Origin of the sequence: Ruegeria sp. (assembly GCF_965199275.1) — a bacterium.
Classification (GTDB): domain Bacteria; phylum Pseudomonadota; class Alphaproteobacteria; order Rhodobacterales; family Rhodobacteraceae; genus Ruegeria.
On the sequence record NZ_CBDAQX010000030.1, the window covers coordinates 1 to 22,726 of the forward strand.

19 protein-coding genes and 1 pseudogene are annotated in these 22,726 nt (G+C 56.9%); 14 read left to right on the forward strand and 6 right to left on the reverse strand.

The features are described 5' to 3' along the window. The first annotated feature begins 204 nt into the window (after positions 1-204). On the forward strand, positions 205-1,713 hold the full coding sequence (istA, locus tag ACOERD_RS27965) for an IS21 family transposase (RefSeq protein WP_419737605.1): 1,509 nt from the start codon (positions 205-207) through the stop codon (positions 1,711-1,713). Then, positions 1,700-2,461 (forward strand): IS21-like element helper ATPase IstB, encoded by a 762-nt coding sequence (gene istB, locus ACOERD_RS27970; protein ID WP_419739187.1) that lies wholly within the window; start codon positions 1,700-1,702, stop codon positions 2,459-2,461. Before istA ends, istB begins: the two co-directional genes overlap by 14 nt. A gap of 6 nt (positions 2,462-2,467) precedes the next feature. Here the strand turns inward: istB and ACOERD_RS27975 are convergent, their stop codons facing one another. Next, the gene (locus tag ACOERD_RS27975) at positions 2,468-4,210 is read right to left on the reverse strand and encodes an IS1634 family transposase (protein WP_419737624.1); all 1,743 of its coding nucleotides are present in this window, start codon (positions 4,208-4,210) and stop codon (positions 2,468-2,470) included. A 136-nt stretch (positions 4,211-4,346) separates the two neighbouring features. Between ACOERD_RS27975 and ACOERD_RS27980 the strand changes: the two are divergent. Next, positions 4,347-4,466, forward strand: a pseudogene (locus ACOERD_RS27980) (ATP-binding protein); the annotation flags it as partial. Positions 4,467-4,645: 179 nt separating this feature from the next. Here the strand turns inward: ACOERD_RS27980 and ACOERD_RS27985 are convergent. Continuing rightward, positions 4,646-6,619: a Tn3 family transposase gene (locus ACOERD_RS27985; protein ID WP_419741192.1), complete on the reverse strand. Its 1,974-nt coding sequence runs from the start codon at positions 6,617-6,619 to the stop codon at positions 4,646-4,648. 150 nt (positions 6,620-6,769) lie between these two features. Continuing rightward, the gene (locus ACOERD_RS27990; RefSeq protein ID WP_419741193.1) at positions 6,770-7,705 is read right to left on the reverse strand and encodes a TcpQ domain-containing protein; all 936 of its coding nucleotides are present in this window, start codon (positions 7,703-7,705) and stop codon (positions 6,770-6,772) included. A 35-nt stretch (positions 7,706-7,740) separates the two neighbouring features. Between ACOERD_RS27990 and ACOERD_RS27995 the strand changes: the two genes are divergently transcribed. The 8 genes from ACOERD_RS27995 to ACOERD_RS28030 all read left to right on the forward strand — a co-directional run bounded on the left by ACOERD_RS27995 (position 7,741) and on the right by ACOERD_RS28030 (position 17,135). Beyond that, complete coding sequence (locus ACOERD_RS27995; RefSeq protein WP_419741194.1) at positions 7,741-8,004, forward strand: hypothetical protein; 264 nt, start codon at positions 7,741-7,743, stop codon at positions 8,002-8,004. Positions 8,005-8,619: 615 nt separating this feature from the next. Continuing rightward, complete coding sequence (repC, locus tag ACOERD_RS28000) at positions 8,620-10,338, forward strand: replication initiation protein RepC (RefSeq protein WP_419741195.1); 1,719 nt, start codon at positions 8,620-8,622, stop codon at positions 10,336-10,338. 163 nt (positions 10,339-10,501) lie between these two features. Then, entirely contained in the window at positions 10,502-10,906 is a 405-nt protein-coding gene (locus ACOERD_RS28005) for a hypothetical protein (RefSeq protein WP_419741196.1), read from the forward strand. 51 nt (positions 10,907-10,957) lie between these two features. Continuing rightward, positions 10,958-11,272, forward strand: a complete 315-nt coding sequence (locus tag ACOERD_RS28010; protein WP_419741197.1) for a hypothetical protein — start codon at positions 10,958-10,960, stop codon at positions 11,270-11,272. A 49-nt stretch (positions 11,273-11,321) separates the two neighbouring features. After that, positions 11,322-11,954 carry a Uma2 family endonuclease gene (locus ACOERD_RS28015; RefSeq protein ID WP_419741198.1) on the forward strand — a complete coding sequence of 211 codons (633 nt, stop codon included), beginning with the start codon at positions 11,322-11,324 and terminating at the stop codon, positions 11,952-11,954. A gap of 554 nt (positions 11,955-12,508) precedes the next feature. Further along, positions 12,509-13,690 (forward strand): ISNCY family transposase, encoded by a 1,182-nt coding sequence (locus ACOERD_RS28020; protein ID WP_419737631.1) that lies wholly within the window; start codon positions 12,509-12,511, stop codon positions 13,688-13,690. Positions 13,691-13,791: 101 nt separating this feature from the next. Beyond that, positions 13,792-14,340, forward strand: coding sequence for a hypothetical protein (locus tag ACOERD_RS28025; protein ID WP_419741199.1), 549 nt, complete (start codon positions 13,792-13,794; stop codon positions 14,338-14,340). Positions 14,341-14,480: 140 nt separating this feature from the next. After that, on the forward strand, positions 14,481-17,135 hold the full coding sequence (locus ACOERD_RS28030; RefSeq protein WP_419741200.1) for an Eco57I restriction-modification methylase domain-containing protein: 2,655 nt from the start codon (positions 14,481-14,483) through the stop codon (positions 17,133-17,135). Between the two features lie 6 nt (positions 17,136-17,141). On the opposite strand, the gene ACOERD_RS28035 is transcribed toward ACOERD_RS28030, so the two are convergent. After that, the gene (locus ACOERD_RS28035; RefSeq protein WP_419737763.1) at positions 17,142-18,173 is read right to left on the reverse strand and encodes an IS110 family transposase; all 1,032 of its coding nucleotides are present in this window, start codon (positions 18,171-18,173) and stop codon (positions 17,142-17,144) included. Between the two features lie 221 nt (positions 18,174-18,394). On the opposite strand from ACOERD_RS28035, the gene ACOERD_RS28040 reads away from it, so the two are divergent. From ACOERD_RS28040 to ACOERD_RS28050, 3 genes are all read left to right on the forward strand, one after another. Then, the gene (locus ACOERD_RS28040; RefSeq protein WP_419741205.1) at positions 18,395-19,864 is read left to right on the forward strand and encodes an Eco57I restriction-modification methylase domain-containing protein; all 1,470 of its coding nucleotides are present in this window, start codon (positions 18,395-18,397) and stop codon (positions 19,862-19,864) included. A gap of 192 nt (positions 19,865-20,056) precedes the next feature. Continuing rightward, positions 20,057-20,806 (forward strand): hypothetical protein, encoded by a 750-nt coding sequence (locus ACOERD_RS28045; protein ID WP_419741201.1) that lies wholly within the window; start codon positions 20,057-20,059, stop codon positions 20,804-20,806. A 179-nt stretch (positions 20,807-20,985) separates the two neighbouring features. Further along, complete coding sequence (locus ACOERD_RS28050) at positions 20,986-21,618, forward strand: Uma2 family endonuclease (protein WP_419741202.1); 633 nt, start codon at positions 20,986-20,988, stop codon at positions 21,616-21,618. 41 nt (positions 21,619-21,659) lie between these two features. On the opposite strand, the gene ACOERD_RS28055 is transcribed toward ACOERD_RS28050, so the two are convergent. Then, positions 21,660-21,977 carry a hypothetical protein gene (locus ACOERD_RS28055; RefSeq protein WP_419741203.1) on the reverse strand — a complete coding sequence of 106 codons (318 nt, stop codon included), beginning with the start codon at positions 21,975-21,977 and terminating at the stop codon, positions 21,660-21,662. Then, complete coding sequence (locus ACOERD_RS28060) at positions 21,967-22,650, reverse strand: division plane positioning ATPase MipZ (RefSeq protein WP_419741204.1); 684 nt, start codon at positions 22,648-22,650, stop codon at positions 21,967-21,969. The genes ACOERD_RS28055 and ACOERD_RS28060 overlap by 11 nt, the downstream gene beginning before the upstream one ends. Between the last annotated feature and the right edge of the window lie 76 nt (positions 22,651-22,726).

The window sequence follows — 22,726 nt, forward strand, 5'->3', positions numbered from 1 at the left end:
TCCGTCATGAGGTTACGGTCCCAAGCCCCAAATTTCGTGGAGTCTGCCGCGCAGGCCGTCCCAACCGAACCCCATATATCCGGATCGCTGTAGAAAAGCGTGCAATTTTGACCCCCTAAGCGGGGAAATCGGCGTCCAAATTTGACCCCTCCCTATGGTTGTAGACATCCTTTTCATTGAGCAGTCGATGGAGAGGCAAGCGGGATGATTTGCGTGGAAACTATTAGAAAAGTGCGTCGCTTACACCTGATCGAAAAAAAGAGCATCAAGGAAATTTGCCGTTCGCTCAATTTGAGCCGTGCAACGGTTCGAAAGATAATCCGATCGGGAGTGACGGAGTTCAAATATGAGCGCAAATCGCAGCCATACCCGGTGCTCGGGCCTTGGCGCGCGCGTCTGGATGAAACGCTTGAGGAGAACGAGGCGCTTCCGAAGAAACACCGCAAGCGGATGACCAAAATCTGGAAGGAACTCTCCGATGATGGTTTTGGCGGCGGGTATGACAGTGTTCGACGCTACACAAAGAATTGGCGCATTGCGCACGGCCGACAACAGGCGCAGGCGTTCATCCCGCTGATCTTTGATCCTGGGGAGGCGTACCAGTTCGACTGGAGTGTGGAGACGGTTTTGATGGACGGTGCACTCACGACCGTGAAGGTTGCCCATTTCAAACTTTGCCATAGCCGCATGCCATTCTCCATTGCCTATCCGCGCGAGACGCAGGAGATGGTCTTTGATGCCCACGACGAGGCCTTCAAATTCTTTGGTGGAGGCTGCATCAACGGGATCTACGATAACATGACGACCGCCGTCGATGCGATCCTGTCGGGCAAGGAAAGAAAGTTCAACAAGGCATTCTCCCGGATGTGTTCTCATCATCTGGTGAACCCGATCGCCTGTACGCGCGCGGCCGGTTGGGAGAAGGGTCAGGTTGAGAATCTGGTCAAGGAGAGCCGCGCCTATAGTTTTACACCGCGTCTGGAGGTGGCCGACTTCGATGAATTGAATGCCCGGCTGCAAAAAGACGCGATCAAACGCGCAAAAGAACTGCGGCATCCGGAAAACCTGGAGGTGACGGTCTGGGAGGAGTTCCAGCAGGAAAAGCCGCTGCTGACGCATCTGCAGAAGCCCTTCGTCGGGTTCCGTGAAAAGACGGTCGCCGTGAGCCGAACCTGCCTGATCAACTTCGAAAGAAACAAATACAGCGTTGAGGCAAGAGCTGTTGGACGTCAGGTCCAGTTGCAGGTCTACGCCACGCGGATTGTCCTGCGCCAAGACGGTGAGATTGTCGGAGAGCACGAACGGTGCTTCGGCCGAGGAAAAACGATCTTCAACCCTTGGCACTATGTGCCCGTCCTCAAGCGCAAGCCTGGCGCTCTGCGCAATGGAGCACCGTTCCGTGACTGGGACCTACCACCGGCAATGACGCAGATCTGGACCCATCTGCGGGGCACATCCGACGGAGACCGGCAACTTGCCGATATTCTTTTCGCTGCTTACCAGCACGACATTGATGTGGTCGAGGCTGCCTGCGAAGAAGCTCTAAAATCTGGCCTGCGCAAGGCCGATGCGATCCTGAACATTGTCTCTCGGCGCACCAATCCCCCGCCGCCAAAGGCGATTGAGCCGCCTGCCCACCTGCAGCTGAAAATGGCACCGATCGCGGATTGCGCTCGCTATGACAGGCTTGGAGGCTCCCATGCAACTGCGTAAGGAAATTCTCGAACTTGCCCGTCAACTGAAGTTGCCAGGCATCGTCAACTGCTTTGACGAAGTGATGCAGGCCGCAGCCAAAAACAACTGGCGGCCCCAACAGGTCGTGGCCGAACTCCTCACGGCCGAACTGGCCGAAAAGACTGCGCGCTCGATCCGGTATCAGATGGGTGCCGCAAAGTTCCCGGTCTGCAAGTCCTTACCTGAGTTCGACTTCACGGTCAGCCCCGTCAACGAGGAAGTCGTGCGCAATCTTCATGACGGCGATTTTATGGACCAGGCCAGGAATGGCGTGCTGGTCGGTGGAACCGGATCGGGCAAAACGCATCTCGCAACAGCGATCGGGGGCCACGCGGTCAATAACCGCCGGCGGGTCAGGTTCTTCAGCGCTGTGGATCTCGCGAACAAGCTGGAGGCTGAACATCGCGAAGGCAACGCCGGGCGGCTCAGCGAGCAGCTGATCCGCGTCGACCTCGTGATTATAGACGAACTCGGTTATCTGCCGTTCGCAGAGTCTGGTGGACGATTACTCTTCCATCTCATCAGCAAACTGTACGAGCGAACGTCTATTCTGCTAACAACCAACCTCGCATTTGCTGAATGGCCGAGTGTGTTCACAGATGCCAAAATGACCACTGCTCTCCTGACTTCCGACATTTTTTCGTATAAGTCATTGATATTATTATGCCTTGGTTGCCAAAAGGCACTACACGGACTTTTTTCGCCAGCGATTGTTTCGGAGTGTTGAGGGAGCTCAGGCTTTGGTCTGGCCAGTTTTTCGGGTGCGCCCGGGGGGTATCTTGAAAGGGGCTTCGTTCCAGGTCAGGCCGACGCAGGTGAGGATGCGTCTGGCATCGACCGTGGCATGGCTTGGCATGCCGTAGCGGTCAGGGGTGCCTTTGTGGCGCAGGATCGAGAGCTGCAATGCGTTCAACTCGTTGCGGATACGAGCCGGGCTCATCGGGTGTCCGAGCAGGTCCAGATGCTTGCGCAGGTGCTGCAGGCAGCAGAAGGCCATGTAGCAGATGGCGATATGGGCCCGGACCCGACGCGGCGACCAGTGATAGATGGGCCGGATTTTCAGATCGTGCTTGTTGGTGCGGAAGCAGGCTTCGATCTCCCACAACTGGTGATAGCGGGCAATGACGTCCTGTGCCTCCAGTTCGTCCGCACCATGAACAACAATGGCATGCAGCCCGTCCCATTGTGCCGCTGCCTTGATCTTTGCATCATCCAGCGTGACGTCCCCGCTGTCGGGGAAGGCCAGGAAGCGGCCATATCCCCGGCTGCTGAAGCTGCCGGGTTTGCGAGAGCGCTTGAGCTTCTTGTGCAGCTTTTCGATTGCCTTGTCGCGCTTGTGGGCATCATTGCGTGCCCGGGTGGGTGACCAGGTCACAATGACCCGCGCTCCCTCCTGGTCGATCACCTTGTACCAGCCCTTCTCGGTTGCCTCTTCAGAACCGTGTCCAGCCCAAGGCTGGCGTCCCTCCGGGCTCAAAATGTTCGCCTTCACGGCGGCCGGGGCGGACTTCATGCGATAGCCGAGGATGTAGGGCAGACCCTTGTTCTGCAACATCTGCTGGTTGTCCTTGCTGAGCATGGCGGCATCGGCCACGAACGTGACCCTGGCCACGTCGAAGCGTCCCTCCAACGCCTTCAGCGCAGCTTCCAGCGTATGACCTTCCCAGGTGTTTCCCGGGAAGAGTTCATAGCCCACAGGCAGCCCATCGGAGGTGACGATCAGCGCCAGCATGACCTGAGCGCGGTGATGCTTGCCATCCTTGCTGAAGCCCTTGGCCAGAAGATGATCCTGCTCGACCCCGTCCGCATCCTCGGCCGGGTCCTCGCGCTCGGTGTCAAAGGCCAGGGTCGTGCAATCGTAGAACAGCACGGTCACTGGCCCGCCCAGCAACTTCTCTGCCGCCGCGTGAGAGGTTTTGCAAATCCCGTCTATCACCGGCGTATTGATGTAATCCATGCTCCGATAGACCACGTCCAGATTGAGCGTGATGCCTGCCTGGTTCTCCAACGCCTCCACGGTCGCGCGCTTGCTCTCGGGCTGTGCGATCCGCGCCATAACCAGCTCTTTCACAATGCGATTGGCACTTTTACGCGCCGCCCCCAGAAGGGCCCCCCAACCCAGTTGGTCATACATCGTCCCCATGACATCCCGCAGACCCAGAGAGACCCGCGCCTCCTCACGGCACTCGGCAAGATCAACGCCAAGCTTGTCCGGCCGCGGAGCGCGGCGCACCAGCGCCTGCAGATCGGCATATTCCGTGGGCGTGAACAGTTCCATTTGCGGCGAGCGATCAATGCGTAATTGCTCCATCAAGCGGCCCGCCAGACGCTTGATATCCTCAATCTCGCTGTCGTTATGGGCCACACCCACATGGCGCAGGATCTTCTGGCGTACCTTGGAGCCGGTGCGGACGGATTCAACGATCTGGATCCGTGTGCGGTTGAGCTTTGCGTCATGTTTGGTGCGGATGAACATGGGCGAAGAGGTTAGCCATCTGAAGGCCCATGTCAATACTTTTTATAATAATGGGGCACTACAACGCGCCTCTGAGCAACCACACCTGAAAACAAACCAAAAACCCAGTCAGATCAACAAAAAGGTCGGAAGTCAGGAATGGCCGAGTGTGTTCACAGATGCCAAAATGACCACTGCTCTCCTGGATCGACTGACACACCATTGCGATATCATCGAAACCGGGAACGAAAGCTGGCGAATTAACCACCGCGACTAACCTCGAAATCGGGGAATAAATTCAAAACAGACAGCAGGTCAAACCTTCAGTCGAGCTACGCTCTCTTTTCGGTTTGACCTGCTGTCCACCCCCTCCTGAATCAACCTAAACACGACCCCCTCAACGCCCCTCTTAGCTCCAAGGGGGGTCAAATTTGGACGCCGATGGGGGGTCATTATTCAATGCCGATTGACAGGATCGCGAATTGCCAGCGTGGCATTGGCCACCTTGGCGCAAGCCGCCCTCAACGCGGTGGCGTTGACATAGCGCCTGTAAACGTGGGCGAGCTCATCAATGCTGACACCCTCGGTTCCAGTGGCAATCCGGTTGAGACCGGCATTTGTGCCAACCCCGTAAAGCGTAAGGAGCAGACGCCGGTTGCGGACATCTTCCGTCAACACCTCCCGACTGGCCGAACTCTCGAAACAATCCAGAAACCCGGTATCCAAAGCGGTTTCCTTTAGGACATCGAGAAGGCTTGTCATTGGCCAGGTTCGTCCGATCTCGTTTTTCAAGTTGATCAAACCGGCTGGCTCCGGTTGGCGCTCGAAAGGCGTGATACAGATGCGGTTATCCCCTGTTGTCCGTAATCGGACTTTGTCGTTTTTCGGCAGTGTCTCGTTCAACAACCGCAACTCGTCCTCAAGTTCGCTGCGAATATTTGCCACGAAGGCCTGAGCGTCCTGAGGCAGGCCAAGACCAGCGTAGTAAGACGCGCGACGCTCGTCAAAATCTGCGGGCAAGTCGTGGTCCGGATTCCGGTAGCGATCGGCACCTTCAACCCAGATTTCACGCGCGCGGATACTGGAACGAAGTTGGCCAAGTATACAGATTTCATAGGAAATCACGTTCAAACGACCCGTATCGTCAACGACAAATTCCTTCCAGCCTGCAGGAATGGAGCCGGCAGGTGCGTCCCCGACAGGCACTGTCCTGCGGCCTTCTTCCCGCCATTCAATGATCCGCTCAAGGGCATCAAGTATTGGACGCCACACAGCATTGTTCGACCGGAAGTGCAGGACGGACAAGAGTGCTGGCATCATCCTGCGGTAATGATTGGCATAGGAGCCGCGCATGACAGTCTGGATGCGCTTGTCCAGTGTGCCGCTGGCGCGATATTCTTCAATCACTGCCTTCAACTTTGCAACACTGGCGACCGGATAGATCACATCGATCACCCGCCCCTCCGGTTCCTCGATCGCCGCTTCTGCCATGGCACACAACAGTCGATCCTTGCCGTAAACCCGCTCGATGTCGCTGGCTATCTTGGCAATTACCCTTCGTCGCGAGCGGGTTTGAAGGCGATGCGTAATTTCCAGAAACAGATCAACCAGATCATCCGTCAGCTTTCTCTGACGGTCCATGAGATACAGGGCGTAGAGACCGATCCGCCGGTCATCGCTATGCCGTCGCATTTCTGAGGCATTCTCCCGTTCAACCCGGCGACACAACATGGAGATCCAGGCAGGGTCAATGCCAGCCAAATGCTCAGAGGACAAATTGAGGGCCGCAAGAAAAGTCAGGCGATCACATGCCCCAAGAACGTTGGCGAGAGTGGCCGCGCCAACCCCGTTTTTCATAAGGTGAAATCCACCAGGGCCTCTTGGTTCCGAAAGGCTTTTTTCCAGTTGGTCCCGCGTGTTGGCTGGAAGAATGCGGGCAGTGGATGCCAACAAATCCTTAAGAAAATCGTGCCTGGCACTACGAACCAACCGCTCCATGATCTTGTCAGATGAGATGTAGATCGAATTGCTGAGGCACCACGCATATGCCGATGCAACTTGGTCTTCCACAGTCGGAGCCGACGACCTGCGGCAGTCCTCAAAAATCCATGAGCGCAAAGCCAGGCGATCCCGATCTGTGGCTCGCCGAACCCCAAGATGTTTCAGGATGGCAACACGGTGGCGGCGGGCATTGACGTGGCGGTAATCGAATGGCTCCTGATCAACGGGAACCTTCACGTCCAGTTGCTGGGCCAAATACTCCAGTCCTTCGGAACTGAGATCTTGCTCACGCGAAGGGAAACGCCCATGCGTCTGGAAAAATCGCAGCTGGAAGGCAACCCGGAACCGGCTGGCTAAATTGAATGCCTCAACGAACTCCATGTCGTTGAAATTCAGACTCCAGCACTCCAGGAATGATCGATCAGACATACGCGCTCCCATCGGAAAAGATGCTTGATCTCAGAACAGCTGTACTCCTGCGTCAAGGCGTTTTTGTTCCCCATATGTTCGTTCAGATGTCCATATATGCAGCTATGGTCCGTTTAGGCCGGATCGGACCGGATGATCTGCGCCGCCCCATCACAGACCTCCCAGCCGGATTGTCCTGTTGGAGTAAATCCGCACCGGGGGTGCGGTGCCGTCAGAGCCCAGGCCCTGCACGAGCTGGTTCAGCGCGGCCTCAAACTCGGCCTGCAGCCGGACCGGCACCGCCAGGATCCAGGCGTCACTGGTGCTGACAACCACCCGGTATCCCGCCGCCCTGCCCCAGCGCCTGAGCACCGCCTCGAAATCCTCGCCAGCCCGCGCGCTCCAGACCGGCAGGGGTGCGGGCGGCGGTGTGGCGGGTTTTGTGGCTTTGGTCCCTTTTGCAGGCTTTGACACCTGTGCCCCATCTGCCGGGGATGCGGCCCGCCCTGCCTTGCCCGCGCCTGTCTGTGTCGCTGCGGTGGAGGGCGCGGGCGCTTTGGTGCCAAAAAGGGCGGCCAGGAACCCGGTGCCGCTGAGCGGCGCACCGGGCTTGCTGGCGGGTATTGTGCTGGACTTCTCCTGTCCCACTGATGCCCCCTGCCCGGCCCCGGCCCCACAGGGCAATCGGATGGGGGCCCCGATGCGCAGGCGCTTGGGATCGAGCCCCGGATTGGCGCGGGCAATTTGTGGCCAGCGTTTTGCGCTGCCCAGGTTGCGCGCGGCGATCCGGCCCAGCGTGTCGCCGGCGCGGATGGTATGGGTGCAGGCGGACGGTAATGGGACCGCCCGCCTGCGGCCTGCCCCGTCCCGCTGATCTGCGAGATCTGGCGACGGGGCGGCAGTCCGGCCCGGGCGCGTGAGCTTTGCCTCAAACGCGCCGGGCGCGACCCGCTCGGTGCTGGCGCGCAGCGCGACCGGTCTGACCAGCGACTGCCAGTCCGGGCAGCGGATGATGTCTTGCGCCAGGCCGGGTTGTGGCAGGACGGCAGAAACTGTGGTGAGCGCGGCAAAAACCACAGCCCATAGACAGCGCCATGGACAGCGCATGTGATTCCGGCCTAGGAAGAGCGCAGGAGGAGGACATGATCGCAGAGGCATCACGATATCTGACCCCGCGCTTTCCGGGCTGCCTGAGAGGGGCCGGGACTTGTTTTGAGGTTTCGGCGTTTTGCCTCTTGACCTATGGCTCGCGCGCGCGCAGACATCGGCGCATCGGCGCATCGGCGCATCGGCGCATCGGCGCATCGGCGCATCGGCGCATCGGCGCATCGGCGCATCGGCGCATCGGCGCATCGGCGCATCGGCGCGAAGGCCGGATTCTGTTCATCTGGCGGGTGTTCATCTGAACTCTGCCCATCCGGGGTCTGTCCACCTGGGTTTTTTCCATCGGGCGGGTGCCGGGATTTATCTGCAGAACAGCTCTCATGGCGCTCACCTTGGCAGAGTTGCGGATGCGAATCAACCACCCTCGAATACACCACCTCTAAACACGGATCCCCGGGCGGGCGTGTGGCCCTGGTCCCCGGCGGGCTCTGCGCGCGGGGGGCACAGCTGTTGTTTTGGTTGCCCGACTCTCAAGATGCGGTTAACAACAACGTCAACACCCACAAGATAAGGGAGAGCAGCTCACCAGAAACGTTCAATTGGCCCGGCACGCGGGCACATGAAACGAAAAAACCGCGCAGCATCTCTGCAACGCGGGTTCTCGGTGGGCTGTCGCTCACGGGTAGCGTAAATAATAAAATCACCCTTTCGCTACCCGTAGACAGCCCGCACCGTCAAGCCCAAAACGGGTTTTGGCGCGGGATATCCCATGTTTTTTGCAAAATGTTGCGCATCCACGCGGGTTTCGACGGGTTCGGAGGGGGTTTTGCGCCCCTGCGCACAGATCGGAGCCGCTCCACGCATGGGCTGAGACGGGGACACCCCCGGCAGATCCATGCTCCTGACGGAGAGCAGAGATGCGAGATTTTACATGCAGCGGGGGCCCCGGGGTTTATGATCCCGCGCGTGCGCATCAGATCCAGGCGTTTATACCGGGGGCGGAGGAACATTTTGTCTTGCCGGGGGATGTGACCAAGGCCACGGCGATCAATATTGCTGTTGCGGTTCTGATCCTGAGGGGGGGCACAGCGACGGATGTGCAGGCCTATCGCGAGATTGCCGACCGCACCGAACGGGTGGCCTGGCACAGCGGCACCCATGCGCCGGTGAACTGGCGGCGGCAATGTGACATGGCGCGGGCGCTGGGATTGAGCGAGCGGCAGTTTCGGCGCATCGAAGAGCGGCTGGTGCGCTTTGGCCTGATTGCGCGGACCACGGCGGAGAATGGCTATCGCGGCTACCGGGCCTCTCGGGGCTCCGCAGAGGGCGTGCGCTTTGGCCTGTCACTGGAGCCGACGATTGCCAATTACCAGGCCTTCACCTTTCTTGTGGCGCAGGCCGAGGAGGAGGAAGCGCAGCGCCGGCAGGTGGTGGGTTATGTGCGCACAGGCAAGCAGCGGGTCCGTTTGCTGATCAGGGGCATTGCGGATGCGGAAACCCGGGCCTGGGCGGAAGAGGCTTACGAGGGGCTGCGCGCGTTCAGTGCCCGGACCCGGCTGCGCGCTCTGGACGCGGAGGCATTGGATCTGCTCCACGCACAGGTGATCGCGCTTGAGGACCGCATTCGCGAGGCCCTGACACCGCTCGCCCCCGAAGAGCAGACAGGGCCACAGACAGGGCCACAGACTGACATCCAGGCAGAAGACCGGACAGAAGACCACTCTGAAGCGCAGGCCGGCCCCCGGCCCGAACTGCAGTCCGAACCGCAGCCCGAACCCCGGGCGCAGGCCCCCTGCCCCCCGGAACCAGCGCCTGAGCTTGAGTCTGACCCAACGCCCGAAGCAGAGGGTGCCGCATCACCGGATCACGTGCTGGCGCCCGAAGGGGTATCCCCGGCAAGCAAATCCGCAGACCTTTGTTCTTCTCGGCAGGACGCAGAGCGTGACGTCCGTCAGGACGTAGCCGCAATCGCCCCCGAAAACACACATGGAAACACCCATGCAAGCACGGATACAGACCAGCCCGTAACCTCTGTGGATAACAGGCATTATGGCACAAATATGTCCGGTGCGGCGGTCTCCCATGTCCGGCCCCATATACAACCTCAATCCAAACCTTTTGAATCCTGTAACGACCTGCAGTCGAAAATGATGACGCCAGCATACGCTGGCGACAGGGTTAGCTTGGCATTGCACCCTGACGGGCGCAATGATTGCTTTAGAAACAATGATCGCAAGGCCAGCCTGTGGATCAACCCCGAAATCCTGCAAAAACTCAACCAGAATACACTCAAAGATCTCGCATCCGAAGACGCAGCCATGTATCTTGAGGTCCTGGAAGACTGGCGCGACTGCCTGCCCTACCTGCTGCGCGACCTCTCCATCAATATATCCGCATGGCTCGAGGCCACAGATGTCATGGGTGACGAAATCGCCTTCATCGCCCTGCTCGTCATCGACAGAAACAGGTTCCATCCCGTCACACCCGTCATAAACCCGGGCGGTACACTGCGCGCATGTACACGGCGCGCCATAACAGGTGAGCTCAACCTCACACGCGCTATCCTCGGTATCTGGGAACGCGACAGACAAGGCAAACAGCCAAAGGCGCATCCCGAAGGAAGGGCTCTGCAGTGAGAGGACTTGTGGGACGGGGTGCGGGGGGCGATGAGGTGTGCGGGCGGATGGAGCGGCGCGATGTGGCGGGGAAAGGGGGTGGCTTGATGTGGGGGACGGGGAAAGGGGCGCAGGGCGGGCGCTCACAGGGTCCGAAGGGGTGGAAAGGCTATCATGGGGCGCGATGATGCGTGAAACGGGTCGCGGACAGGCCCAGGCGGAGTTTGATCATAAACGACCAGAGGCTCAGGACGGCTCGGATGTCAGGGGACAGAAGATGAAACCTTCGGGACAAGAGGCGGCAACCACAGTGCTGGCGCGATGGAAAGCATTGGCCGAGATCGAAAACAGCCGCGCCAAGAAAACCTGGGGTCTGTCCCGCGCAAGCTCTGAGCGACCGGCAATATATGGAGACCCGGTGGAAAATGCGGCACGTGCCAAGAGGGATGCGAACATAGAGGCCTGGGCCGCAGCGGGCATGAGCGTCAAGGAGATCAGTCACCGCACCGGACTTGTCCCGACATCCGTCAATCGCATTTTACGGCTGCGCAGGCGGCAAGCCGGTGAGGAAAACACACAGCAGCGCTGAAATACTGTCGGACAGACAGAACACCACAGGGTGACAGCAGAGGATGGCAGAATGACGGCGGAGAGGGTCGAGATGGATGAGAGGAATGAGCCTGGGCGACAGCGGCAGTACTCGGTCATCACAGCAGAAGAACGCCGCCTCATCGACGAGGCCGTCGCCAAAGGCCGGGTCACCCGTATCCCCACCGGGGCAAGTGCGTTCGAGCGAACATACATCTGGAAGCCCGGGCGCAAGAACAGCATGAAACTTGTGCTCGTGGACGACGGCACCGAGCGCAAGCCGGGGGAGGCCTGGCGCCGACAGATCGCCGAACAAGGACGGTTGGCAAAGGCCCGGAACAGCGCGCAGGGCCGCAAACGCAAGTGACAGGAACCCGGCAGTTGTCTATGATGCCGGGCAACAGGAGATGAATGCAATGACCGCACAGGACCGCAGCATCCAGACACCCCGACGCAGGGCAACCTATCAGGACGTCCTCGACGCGCCCCCCAACAAGGTCGCCGAAGTGCTGGCAGGAACGCTCTATACCCAGCCAAGACCGGCAGCGCGACATGCATGGGCAAGTTCCATCCTGGGTATGGAAGTGGGCAGTCCCTTTGGTCGAGGTCGCGGCGGCCCCGGTGGCTGGTGGATTATTGATGAGCCGGAATTGCATCTGGGCGAGGATATCCTTGTGCCCGATCTGGCAGGCTGGCGGCGCGAGACCATGCCGGACTACCCGGATGCGGCGTTCTTCGACACTGCCCCGGACTGGGCCTGCGAGGTGCTCTCGCCCTCAACGCGGCGGATCGATCGGCACGAAAAGGCCGGCATCTATGCCCGCGAAGCCGTGCAGCACCTCTGGTTCGTCGACCCCGCAGCCAAAACGCTGGAAGTGCTGGAACTGCGCGACGGCCATTGGGTACTGCTGGTCACACTGGCCGATGACGCGCCCGTCTCACAGCCCCCCTTCGACGCCATCACTTTCCCGCTCGATGCGCTCTGGCCGGAAGGAACAAGCGAACCAGAGGGGGCTGGCGAAGAAAGAAAAAAACCGCGCGATAAATAGATAATTCGGACACGGGTACCCGGAGGACGACCGATGAAGCAAGCATCACCGCGATTATGCACCATCCGTGGTGCGGTGAAGTTGATAGTCTCGAAAAGGCCCGGCACAGATGATACTGAAGTCGTTCAGTTAAGTCCCGGGGAATTTTCGATAACGGCGTCTCGGAATTGAGTTTAAGAATATAGAACGCGTAGAAAGAGATTAATGTCGCCAGAAAACAAAATGAAGAATTGCGTGGATTGCTATAGTGACATTCCCTATCCGGCGTCAAAGTGTGTAATATGCGGGAATTATCAGGATTGGCGACGTTTTTTGCCAACTTGGAGAGCCCTATTAGCCGTGGTCGTCGCGGCTTTGGGAGTATTCAGTTTATTGTTGGGCAACGGGCGCGTTGTCTTAGAAGCAGTGAACCAGTACCTGTCTCGAGACAGCTTTAAATTGAGCGGTGCTGTAGTCGATCTGAAAATGCAGCAAAGTGTCGCTAACACGCGATATGTCCGGTGTATGTAACATGCGATCTGTCCGGTTCTATTCTGTCTCTGAGAGGAGGCGTTATGAACCGAGCAGAAGTGTTACAGGAAGTTCGACTGATGAAGTTTGAAGATGTGTATTCGCGGCGAAGCGCGAACAAGCTGACGCAAGAACAGGCGGCTGAGATACTGGGTGTATCCGTGCGCACCGTCAGGCGTTGGGAGGATCGATTTGAGGCGGATGGTGCAGAAGGTCTGTACGACCGTCGGCTTGGCAAACTGGCCAACAATCGTGTTGCCACGGATAAGGTCATGGAGATGCTTGAACTGTTTGATACCAAGTACTGGGATTACACGCCGAAGCATTTCCACGAGAAGCTGGTGGCCCACCATGGTTTCACACAGAGCTACAACTGGGTGCGGCTTACACTGCAGCGCCACGGCCGGGTTCAGGCAGCACCCCGACGAGGTGCCCATCGGCGCAAGCGGCCCCGCCGTCCGATGGTTGGCATGATGTTGCATCAGGACGGCTCCAGCCATGAATGGGTTCCGGGTCAGTGGTGGGATCTGATCGTCACCATGGACGATGCCACCAACCGGGTTTATTCGGCATTCTTTGTCGAGGAAGAAGGGACGATGAGCAGTTTTCAGGGGCTGACAGAGGTGATCGAGGCGCAAGGTCTGTTTTGCTCGCTCTATGCCGATCGGGGCTCTCATTACTGGCATACGCCCGAAGCGGGCGGCAAAGTGGACAAGGACAATCTGACCCAGGTCGGGCGCGCCTTGCAGCAACTCGGCATTGAGCTGATCCCGGCCTATTCACCGCAGGCCCGTGGACGGTCTGAACGCATGTTTGGCACGTTCCAGAACCGATTGCCGCAGGAACTGCGGTCCCATGGGATCACAACCATTGAAGAGGCCAATCAGTTCCTGAAAGAGGTCTATCTTCCCGAACACAATGCCCTGTTTGCAAAGGAGCCGGAGGATACGACCTCGGCCTTCGTGCCGTTTACAGGCAATGTGCGCGACACCCTGTGTGTGCAGGAAGACCGCGTCGTCGGCAACGACAATACGGTGCGCTACAAGGGCCTGGTCATGCAGATCGCGGCAGACAGGCACCGTCATCATTTCGTCAAGGCGAAGGTCAGGGTCCACGAATACCCCGATGGTCAACTGGTCATCTTCCACGGCCCGAGATGCATTGGCCGCTACCAGCCTGACGGATCACCCATCACACAGGAGGATAGCAAACACAAAGTCGCGTGACCCGCTTCGACGTGGCGCGAACGCGGTGGCCCAAATCTACGGTCGCCTACGGCTCCCTCCGAATTGGGCCACCGCGCAATCAACTGAAGCGGACAATTGGCATGTTACCTACACCGGACAATTCAGAATGTTCTCGACATCTGAAAATGCAGCAAAGCATATTTGCTATTACCAATAATTCTGAGCTAAGCACTGTAATCACTTTGATACAATGTGGTCTATTCCTACCAACCGATCCCAGAGCGCACCTCGACGAAGTCGTCCTCAAGGGAAAGCCGTTGGAAAAGTACCGGTGGAGAGATATTGCTGGGATGTTTATGGTTTCATTTACCCCCGACGAGCCAATCCAAATTGAACCCGGTGGGCAGGCGGTAGTTACGTTTCATGTTAAACACGTTAGCCCAGCATTTGGGGCCGACAGATTCAGAACCCCACGTGAACCAGAAGAATTGGTTTCAAGTTATTGCCTCATAAGTGGCGTTCGCGGAAACAACGAACTAACCGGTGGCATTATGTTGCTGACCCCTCAGGACACATCTAACTTGGATGCTCTAAAGCTACTGCAGATTGCTGACTACTCGGAGCAACAAGAACCTGAGCGCATGACGCTCAAAAGCAAGTTACTAAGTGCACGGTCGGTTGCAGAGTAGGCATGCTCCACCTTTCCCTGGATAAACCACCAACTGAACCGGAAAATCCCGTAATGCCAACTCGGAACGCCGCAATCACCGCGAAATGCGCGAAAGATATTTGATATACCTACAAGATCCAGCGTCGGAGACAGATCTTCATGAATGACCATCTGGGCCAAGGCGGCCTGTTCACCCAAGGGTTTCTCACCGACACTATCCGCGAGATGGAGGACTGGAACAGCCTGCCCGAAGCTGAGGTTGATCGCCTTGGCAGTGCAATCCGCGAAACCGTTACCAGTTTTCTGGCGGCGCAGTCTCCGAACGAGGCACAGACGGAACAGGACCTGATCTGGCCTGTCCTTACCCACCTCGGCTGGACCGACACCCTGCCCCAGCAAACCCTGTCCGTTAAAGGTCGGGCGGATGTGCCGGACGGTCTGCTCTTTGGGTCACCGGACGCCAAGGTCGATGCGGTGGCACTGCCGGAGCAATGGCGGCGCTATGGGTTGGGACGGGCCCTTCTGGAAGCCAAACGCTGGGACTGCCCCCTTGACCAGCGCGGAGATGCGCCTGGGGACGCGATACCGCCCTCCACGCAGATGTTGCGCTACATGCGTCGGGCCGAAAGCGTCACGGAGGGGAAGCTTCGCTGGGGGATTCTGACCAACGGACGGCACTGGCGCCTTTACTTCGCGAACGCCCGGTCTGTCTCGGAAGACTTTCTGGAACTCGATCTTCTGGCCGTTCTCGGTTTGGAGGAGGGTATCGCCAATCAACTTGCGCTGGAACCCGATTCGCAGCGGCACCGGCTGAAGGTCTTCATTCTCGCTTTCCGTCGCGCCGCATTCGATGCCGCAGGCCCTACGGGCCGCAGCTTCCATCTTCGGGCTATTGACGAGGGTCGCAGTTATGAGGCGCGGATCGCCGAGGACCTCTCCGAAAAAGTTTTCCACGAGGTTTTTCCCGGACTGGCACGGGCCATAGCGGAGGCAGCACCGCCCGGCACGTCACTTGATGCGGTGCGCGAAGGCGCTCTCGTGGTTCTCTACCGAATTCTGTTTCTGCTTTATGCCGAAGACCGCAACCTTCTGCCTGTGGGCGACCCGCGCTATGAGCGCTACAGCCTGCGCCATATGCGCCGCGACATTGGCACTGAACTGGACCAGGGGCGCACCTATTCTCATGCGGTGACGGCTTTCTGGGCGCGGCTTGAGGGGTTGTTTCACTGCATTGGAGACGGTGATCCCGGTCTTGGTCTGCCCCCCTATAATGGCGGGCTTTTTGAACGGGGCAAACCTCTGGTTCTCGATGGCCTGCGTCTGTCCGATGCGGCCGTTGCTTCGGTGATTGATGCGCTTTCGTTTGAACATACCTCGGGGGAGCGGCGGTATATCAACTACCGAGATCTTTCGGTCCAGCAACTTGGTTCGGTTTATGAGCGCATCCTGGAATATGATGTGGTGAAAAAAGAAGACCGGATCACAATTCGACCCAATCCCTGGGCGCGCAAGGTTTCGGGAAGCTATTACACGCCAGATGATCTGGTGCGCTGTGCCCTTGTGGAAACAGTGGAGCCACTGCTCGAGCGATGCCGGGAAGCATTTCAGGACAGGATTACCGCACCAGACGCGAACACGGCGCCGGACGAGCTGGCCATCCTCGATCCGGCAAGCCGGATGCTGGACCTTCGGGTTTGTGACCCGGCCATGGGATCGGGCCATTTTCTCGTGGCCCTGGTTGATTACATGGCCGACCGGGTGATCGCGGCCATGGCCGAGGCAAGCAGGGATGCCGCAGAGGTTCAGGAAGACTATGTATCGCCTCTTGCTGCGCGGATCGCCGACATTCGCGCGACGATCCTGAGCAATGCCGAGGCACATGGCTGGGCCGTGGAAGCCGCCCGGCTTGATGACCGGCACATCGTGCGGCGTATGGTGCTCAAGCGTTGTGTGCACGGCGCAGACAAGAATCCCATGGCGGTTGAGCTGGCCAAGGTGTCCCTCTGGCTTCATACCTTCACCGTAGGAGCCCCCCTGTCCTTCCTTGACCATCATCTGCGGTGCGGTGACAGCCTTTTTGGAACCTGGGTTGGCACATCACGGGATTCGGCCAACCTGTTCCTGCACGGCCCGGTTCAGGACGCGTTGGAAAGCGCTGTCCCTATGCAGGCCATTGAACTTCTGACCGATGCCGAGATCGCGGAAGCGCATCGCTCTGCCGCGCTTTTCAGCGAGGTGGCCGAAATGATCCGCCCGCTGGATGCGTTCCTTTCTCTTAGCCATGCCTTCGATTGGCTGGCTCTCGACAAAAGCAAAAAGCCTGCCATCGACGCTTATATGGACGGGCTTTACGGTGACCCGGTCGGGATCGCTCAAGGCGCAGAGACCATAGCGCCACCGCCAAATGGCAATGGAGGTCGGCAACAGCAGGTTTTCGAGATATTCCAGGTCGTGCTGGAAGAGGCTCAAAATCTGGCGAGGGAGGAGCGGTTCATCAACTGGCAGGTAAGCTTTCCTGGTGTCTGGACGGCCTGGGAGCAGCCCGGTCTCACCGGCGGTTTTGACGCGGTGATCGGAAACCCGCCCTGGGACCGGATGAAGCTGCAGCAGGTCGAGTGGTTTGCTGAACGCGACCCGGCAATAGCCAGTGAAAGCCGCGCCGCAACCCGGCGCGAGCTGATAGAGGGTCTTGATGGGTCAAGCCTGGCAAAATCTTTCAAGGATGCCGCCGAGCGCTCAGAGGCGGCTTTGCGGCAATCCAGAGTTGGGGGAGACTATCCGTTGCTGTCGGGTGGGGATGTAAATCTCCTATGATGATTGTCAAGCATGACATTGATTTTGTTTGATTTTAAATTCGACAAAATCGTCGAAGACCCAGCCGTTCTTGAGCGTGTCATAGATGATCTTGAGCAGCTTGCGGGCAGTGGCTATGATCGCCTTGCCCGCGCCACGGCGTTCCTTGATGCGCCGATAATGGCTGTTGAGATATCCCGAATAGCGGATCGCGATGAGCGTACATTGCACCAGCGTGGTGCGCATGAGCTTGTTGCCGCGCTTCGTGATCCGCCCGTGATGTTCGGTTTCGTTTGAGTTGCTCACCTTGGGCACGATGCCGACATAGGCGGCCAGCTTGTCCGCGTCGGAGAAGTCTTCAACCCTGCCGATCCCCGCCAGCAGGACCGCGGCAGATCGCGCACCGATCCCCTTGATGCTGGTGAGCCCCTCAAAGCCTTTCATGGCCGAGGCGGCCTCCTCGATGGCCTTGTCGAGACGGCTCAGGGTTTCGGTCAGGCCGAGCGCCTGGTCCCGCAATGCCGCCAGTTCGACCTGCTCAAGCGGTGTGAAGCGGCTGAGATCCAGGTCGCGCAGGCGCTTCTTGCTGGACAACCCTTCCTTCTTCAGCTTCATGCCGTGGCGGACAAACATCGCGTGGATGCCGTTCAGCAGCATGGTGCGCTGTTTGACCAGCATGTCACGCGTCCGGGTCAGCGAGGCCAGTTCGCTTTCCTGAGTGGACTTGAGCCGGGTTTCCGGCAGCATGTCCTTCGACAGGAAAAACGCCAGGGCGCGGGCATCGTTGCGATCGGTTTTCTTCACCGATGTGCGGATCACTTTAAACTGGCGCGGGTTGACCACAACGATCCGGCCGACACAGGGTTCCACCTCACCGCAGAACCAGGCCGTGTTGCCGGTGGCCTCGACCGCCAGTTCGTCATCCGCATCAAGGCTCTGACAGAACTGCTCAAGCGCCTGCGCGGACAGTTGAAAGGTTTGGAATGTTTCCGATCCGTCCGTCTCACGCCGACAGATCGTGAAGGAATTCGTATGAAGATCGACACCTATGTAAGCCATGGCTATACTCCCTGCTCAAGGAGGCGGAGCCCCCAATGGGGCGTGAACGGCCAAACCAAGCTCCTATGCAGGATCACCGGCCAAAACCGGGCCCTATGGGGGCTGTTCGGAAACAGGCGAAGGCTAAGCTCCACTACAGGGTCACAATGCCCTACGAAAACATCCAGCCTGAGACCTATCCGCCTCCCCGAATCCTCTAACAGATTCAGGGCGTTTGGCCGATCACAAATCATTCATACCCCCTCTACTGGCTCTTCGTTGAGCGCGCCATGACGCTCATAAACCCGAAGGGACGGATCGGTCTGGTCGTGCCTTCCGGCATTTCTGCGGACAAGAGCACCTCAACCTTCTTTCGCAGCGTCTCTACCACAGGCCGCCTTAAAGCACTTTATGATTTCGAAAACCGGAGGAAACGCTTCGATCTTCCACCCTTCTTCCCGGATGTGGATACTCGCTTCAAGTTCAGTGTGTTTGTGGCGGGGCGGAAAGAAGGCGAGTTTGCAGCCGCTCGCTGTGCCTGTTTTGTGCAGGACCTGTCGGAACTGGGGGACCAGGAGCGCTGCTTTGAGCTGACCGCCAAGGACTTCGCCAAGGTAAACCCCAACACTGGTACAGCGCCGATCTTCCGCACCCGGAAGGACGCGGAACTGACAACAGCGATTTATGATCGTGTCCCGGTGCTTGTGGACCGCTCAGGTGGTGAGCCGGTGAAAAGCTGGCCGGTGCGGTATCATCGGATGTTCGACATAACCAACGACTCTGGGCTATTTCGGGCCCGAGCCGAGCTTGAGGAAAAGGAAGGAGCCTGGCCGATTGGTGGTCATTCCTTTGACAGTCCATCGGGCAGGTGGGTGCCACTTTATGAAGGTAAGATGGTCCAGGCTTATGATCATCGCGCCGCCAGTGTCATCACCAATCCCGAAAACCTGTTCCGGCCAGGACAACCTCTCGCCGCCACGCTGGACCAGCACAAGGATCCCGCATGGATGCCCGCACCACAGTATTGGGTGCCAGAAGACAAGTGCTCGGCAATCGTCAAGAATGCCTGGGTGCTGGGGTTCAAGCATGTCACAGCACCCACAAATGCCAGAACAATGATAGCATCCCTGATTCCGTTCTCGGGTGTCGGAAATTCATTCCCATTAATTCTGGTAGAAAGTTCAAAAGGCCGCGCTGCAGAAACAGCTTCCCTGTTTTTGGCGGTATTGAACTCCATCGTGCTCGACTTCGTTCTCAGGCAAAAGGTTCAGGGCCAAAACCTCAACTGGTACATCGTGGAACAGCTTCCCATAATTCCGCAGGAGCAGTTCACAACAACCCGCTTTGGTAAGAAAAGCGCCGCAGAAATTATCAGAGAAGCCGTGCTTGAACTCACATATACTGCCCATAGCATTGGTCCGTTTGCGCAGGACCTCGGTTATGTGAGGGAAACGGGTGAAGCCAAATCGTACTTCATGTGGGATGATGAGCGAAGGCTTGCGCTGCGCGCCAAGATGGATGCCGTGTTCTTTCTACTTTATGGTATCACTGACCGTGAGGATGTGCGCTACATATACAGCACATTCCCGATTGTCGAAGCAGAAGAAAACGAGAAATACGGAAGTTACCGCTCTCTTGACTTGTGTCTTTCATGGATGAACGCTTTGGCCGCCGGAAAGCCTGATGCGGACATTGAGGGAGACAGCACTTAGGAGCAAATTCCCGGAGTAAATGACAGAGCATCGCAAAACGTGGGGCGGTTATGGTGCATACACAGTTTCCTCAAGTGGAAAGCGTTTTTGCTTCTCGTTTTAAGTAGCGTCGTATACTGTGGTTGGGTGATGCATCTACAAAGTGGCGCTAAAGGCAATTCAGCTTCAGAAATGTAGAGGGGAGAAACGGCAATGGAGAAAGCAAGAGGATATTTGATTATCCTGTTGGTCAGTTTACTGCTGCCCTTAATTTTTGCATTTATCTATATGGCGCTTACCAATTATTTTGAATTGGTTAAAACACCGCTCAGCGACAACCCAATCTATGCCAGCCTTGCTGTTCTAGGTTTTCTGTTTCCAGCCTTATCCGCTCTTTGGCTTTGGCAGAGCGAACAGACAAAAAATGCCAACGAGGCGCGCGCTGAGGAAGCTGAGAGGCGGTATCGAGCGTTGAAAGCATTGGATGTCGAGATTGCTCTGAACTTAGTTCAGATTTATGAGATGTTTAATGAGAAAAAAGTCGCAGAATACCGAGCTCGCTTCAAAAACATGATCAATAAATCGACGGAAGGCAGCAGTGGTCTACCCGTGGTGATCAGCAGCAACACAAATGATGTTTATGAAGGGTTGAAATCACGCCTTGATATGCTTCCCCGTGCAGCTATCGGACCTGTGATTGGGTACTATCAATTCGAAGAGTTCTTTACCGTGCAAGCCACCGCAATGACAGATGGATGCTATGATAACTTGTCTAAGGATCGGAGAGTGGCTGCTTTGGAATCTTATTTGTCGTTCGGGAAGGAAATGCTCCGCAAGGCCTATTTGGCCCATGATTCACTCAAAGAGTGTGTTGAAGAATATGCACCAAAAAGCCAAACTAATAACAAAATATACAAAAATAGAGGAATGACTCTATTCGAGCAAGATCACGAAAAAAACTAAACGCTGTAGTGGAATGCCTCACAGAGCAATATGAAGAAGAACAATGCGAAAAATTAAATAATAACGACAGGGGGTCCGAATAACATGACATCTCCTCCTACGATGATTCCCGATTTGTACTCCAATCGATATCTATTCCTCAAACAAAATGCAAGCCATTAACCTTAAGTTGCTGGGCAATGGATAGAACAACTTTTACGCGACTTAAGGAACGCTGTAACCAGGACCGTGAAGTCATGATAAAGCCAGCTCCTCTTACCAAAGAGAACAAACACCCCGCCACCTATCAGGACGTCATCGACGCGCCGCCGAATATGGTCGCGCAGATTCTAGGCGGTACGCTGCACACCCATCCGCGCCCTGCCTTTCCACATGCGCGTGCAGCATCTTCCGTTGGCGGAAAGCTGATGGATCCTTTCGACCACGGCAGCGGCGGCCCCGGTGGCTGGTGGATATTGGATGAACCTGAAGTCCATCTTGGAGACGATGTGCTGGTACCTGACCTTGCAGGCTGGCGGCGCGAGACGATGCCCGAGCCGCCGGAAACCCCCTTTGTTGCCATTGCACCGGACTGGGTATGTGAAGTGCTGTCCCCCTCAACCCGACAGATCGATCTAGGACCCAAGCGGAACATTTATGCAAGAGAAGGGGTCGGACATCTTTGGTTTGTTGATCCGGATGCCCGAACGCTCGAAGCCTTCCAACTGAAAGGCGGGCACTGGTTGCTGATCGCCTCATTGGCGAACGCGGATGCCGTTTCGGTTCCCCCGTTTGACGCGATCAGCTTTGCGCTCTCCAATCTCTGGCCATGATAGGGTCCAGTTGGGCGGTGGTGTATGAAGCTGATTGCCATTCAGTCAATTCTGGTTTTTTTCCAGTAAGCTAACAGGTGCTCTAAGGTTTCGCCCAAACCCCAGTTGTTTTTGTCGGCTACTGCCTCTAATTCAGTTCTGCATGCTGGAGTAACTTTTAAGTTCAACTGGGCGTCTCTCCCAGTGCGATTGCGTTTCGGTTTGCGGCGCTCAGTTGGCAACGGTTTCATATTGGGGATTTTCGCATTTTGCGTGTCTGTAGTTATCCCTCGATCAAATCCCTGTTCTGCCGCTACTGATTTTACTGCATCAGGATCCGGTAACACTGAAAGTGGTTCAAATAGTTTCTTACGTGGCATTTATTGTTTCCTCTGAAATCATTGAAATCACTGCTTCAGTATATTTTGTAGCATTATCGACAGCTTTCTTGACCCCATTGACCTCATCACATGGAAGATCTGCCAGATCTCCTCCGTATGCGAACAGTTCACGAAATGCGGCCCGCTCAACCAATCCAACTTTCAGTAGGGAAATCCCATGGGAGGTTATTTCTTGTCTTATTGCTCTACCACTTCTGGTTTCGATTGCAGCACTTATTCGATTGAATACCAAAACAAAAGGTATCCTTCGTCGTGCTGCAACTTCCTGGGCCCGCAATAAATTTAATGCTTCAGCAGCTGCTTCGCTATCTAGGGCGCTTGGTTGAATAGGGATGACAACCAAGTCTGCCATTGTAATTGCATGAGCAACGGCTATGTTTTTACTGCCCTCAGTATCTATCAATACAAAGTCATTTGAGCCAATTTCATTTTGAATTGTTTCCGGGAGTTTATCGGGGTTAAGTACGCTGCCTACGCTTACATTTTGGCAAGACGTCGGTTGCAGGTCAGCCCAACGGCCTATCCACCTGAGTGGGTCCGTTTCAATAATGCTGACTGTGTTTTGTCTTCTTGCAAGTTCGAGACTCGCAAGAAGACAAGCGGTTGATTTACCTGATCCACCTTTCGGGTTTGCGAAAGTGATGACTGGCATTTTAACATCTTTCTGTGTGAGTAAAAAATATAGATAGCTAACTATAACGCTATAAAGCTAATAGTAAAGCTACTTC

Coding starts and splice junctions, on each gene's coding strand:
- ACOERD_RS27990 (WP_419741193.1), bottom strand. CDS start 7,705: ATGCGCTGTCCATGGCGCTGTCTATGGGCTGTGGTTTTTGCCGCGCTC.
- istB (WP_419739187.1), top strand. CDS start 1,700: ATGCAACTGCGTAAGGAAATTCTCGAACTTGCCCGTCAACTGAAGTTG.
- ACOERD_RS28010 (WP_419741197.1), top strand. CDS start 10,958: ATGACGGCGGAGAGGGTCGAGATGGATGAGAGGAATGAGCCTGGGCGA.
- ACOERD_RS27985 (WP_419741192.1), bottom strand. CDS start 6,619: ATGTCTGATCGATCATTCCTGGAGTGCTGGAGTCTGAATTTCAACGAC.
- ACOERD_RS28020 (WP_419737631.1), top strand. CDS start 12,509: ATGAACCGAGCAGAAGTGTTACAGGAAGTTCGACTGATGAAGTTTGAA.
- ACOERD_RS27995 (WP_419741194.1), top strand. CDS start 7,741: ATGATCGCAGAGGCATCACGATATCTGACCCCGCGCTTTCCGGGCTGC.
- ACOERD_RS27975 (WP_419737624.1), bottom strand. CDS start 4,210: ATGTTCATCCGCACCAAACATGACGCAAAGCTCAACCGCACACGGATC.
- ACOERD_RS28045 (WP_419741201.1), top strand. CDS start 20,057: ATGGAGAAAGCAAGAGGATATTTGATTATCCTGTTGGTCAGTTTACTG.
- ACOERD_RS28005 (WP_419741196.1), top strand. CDS start 10,502: ATGATGCGTGAAACGGGTCGCGGACAGGCCCAGGCGGAGTTTGATCAT.
- repC (WP_419741195.1), top strand. CDS start 8,620: ATGCGAGATTTTACATGCAGCGGGGGCCCCGGGGTTTATGATCCCGCG.
- ACOERD_RS28055 (WP_419741203.1), bottom strand. CDS start 21,977: ATGCCACGTAAGAAACTATTTGAACCACTTTCAGTGTTACCGGATCCT.
- ACOERD_RS28025 (WP_419741199.1), top strand. CDS start 13,792: ATGTTACCTACACCGGACAATTCAGAATGTTCTCGACATCTGAAAATG.
- ACOERD_RS28015 (WP_419741198.1), top strand. CDS start 11,322: ATGACCGCACAGGACCGCAGCATCCAGACACCCCGACGCAGGGCAACC.
- ACOERD_RS28060 (WP_419741204.1), bottom strand. CDS start 22,650: ATGCCAGTCATCACTTTCGCAAACCCGAAAGGTGGATCAGGTAAATCA.
- istA (WP_419737605.1), top strand. CDS start 205: ATGATTTGCGTGGAAACTATTAGAAAAGTGCGTCGCTTACACCTGATC.
- ACOERD_RS28035 (WP_419737763.1), bottom strand. CDS start 18,173: ATGGCTTACATAGGTGTCGATCTTCATACGAATTCCTTCACGATCTGT.
- ACOERD_RS28050 (WP_419741202.1), top strand. CDS start 20,986: ATGGATAGAACAACTTTTACGCGACTTAAGGAACGCTGTAACCAGGAC.
- ACOERD_RS28030 (WP_419741200.1), top strand. CDS start 14,481: ATGAATGACCATCTGGGCCAAGGCGGCCTGTTCACCCAAGGGTTTCTC.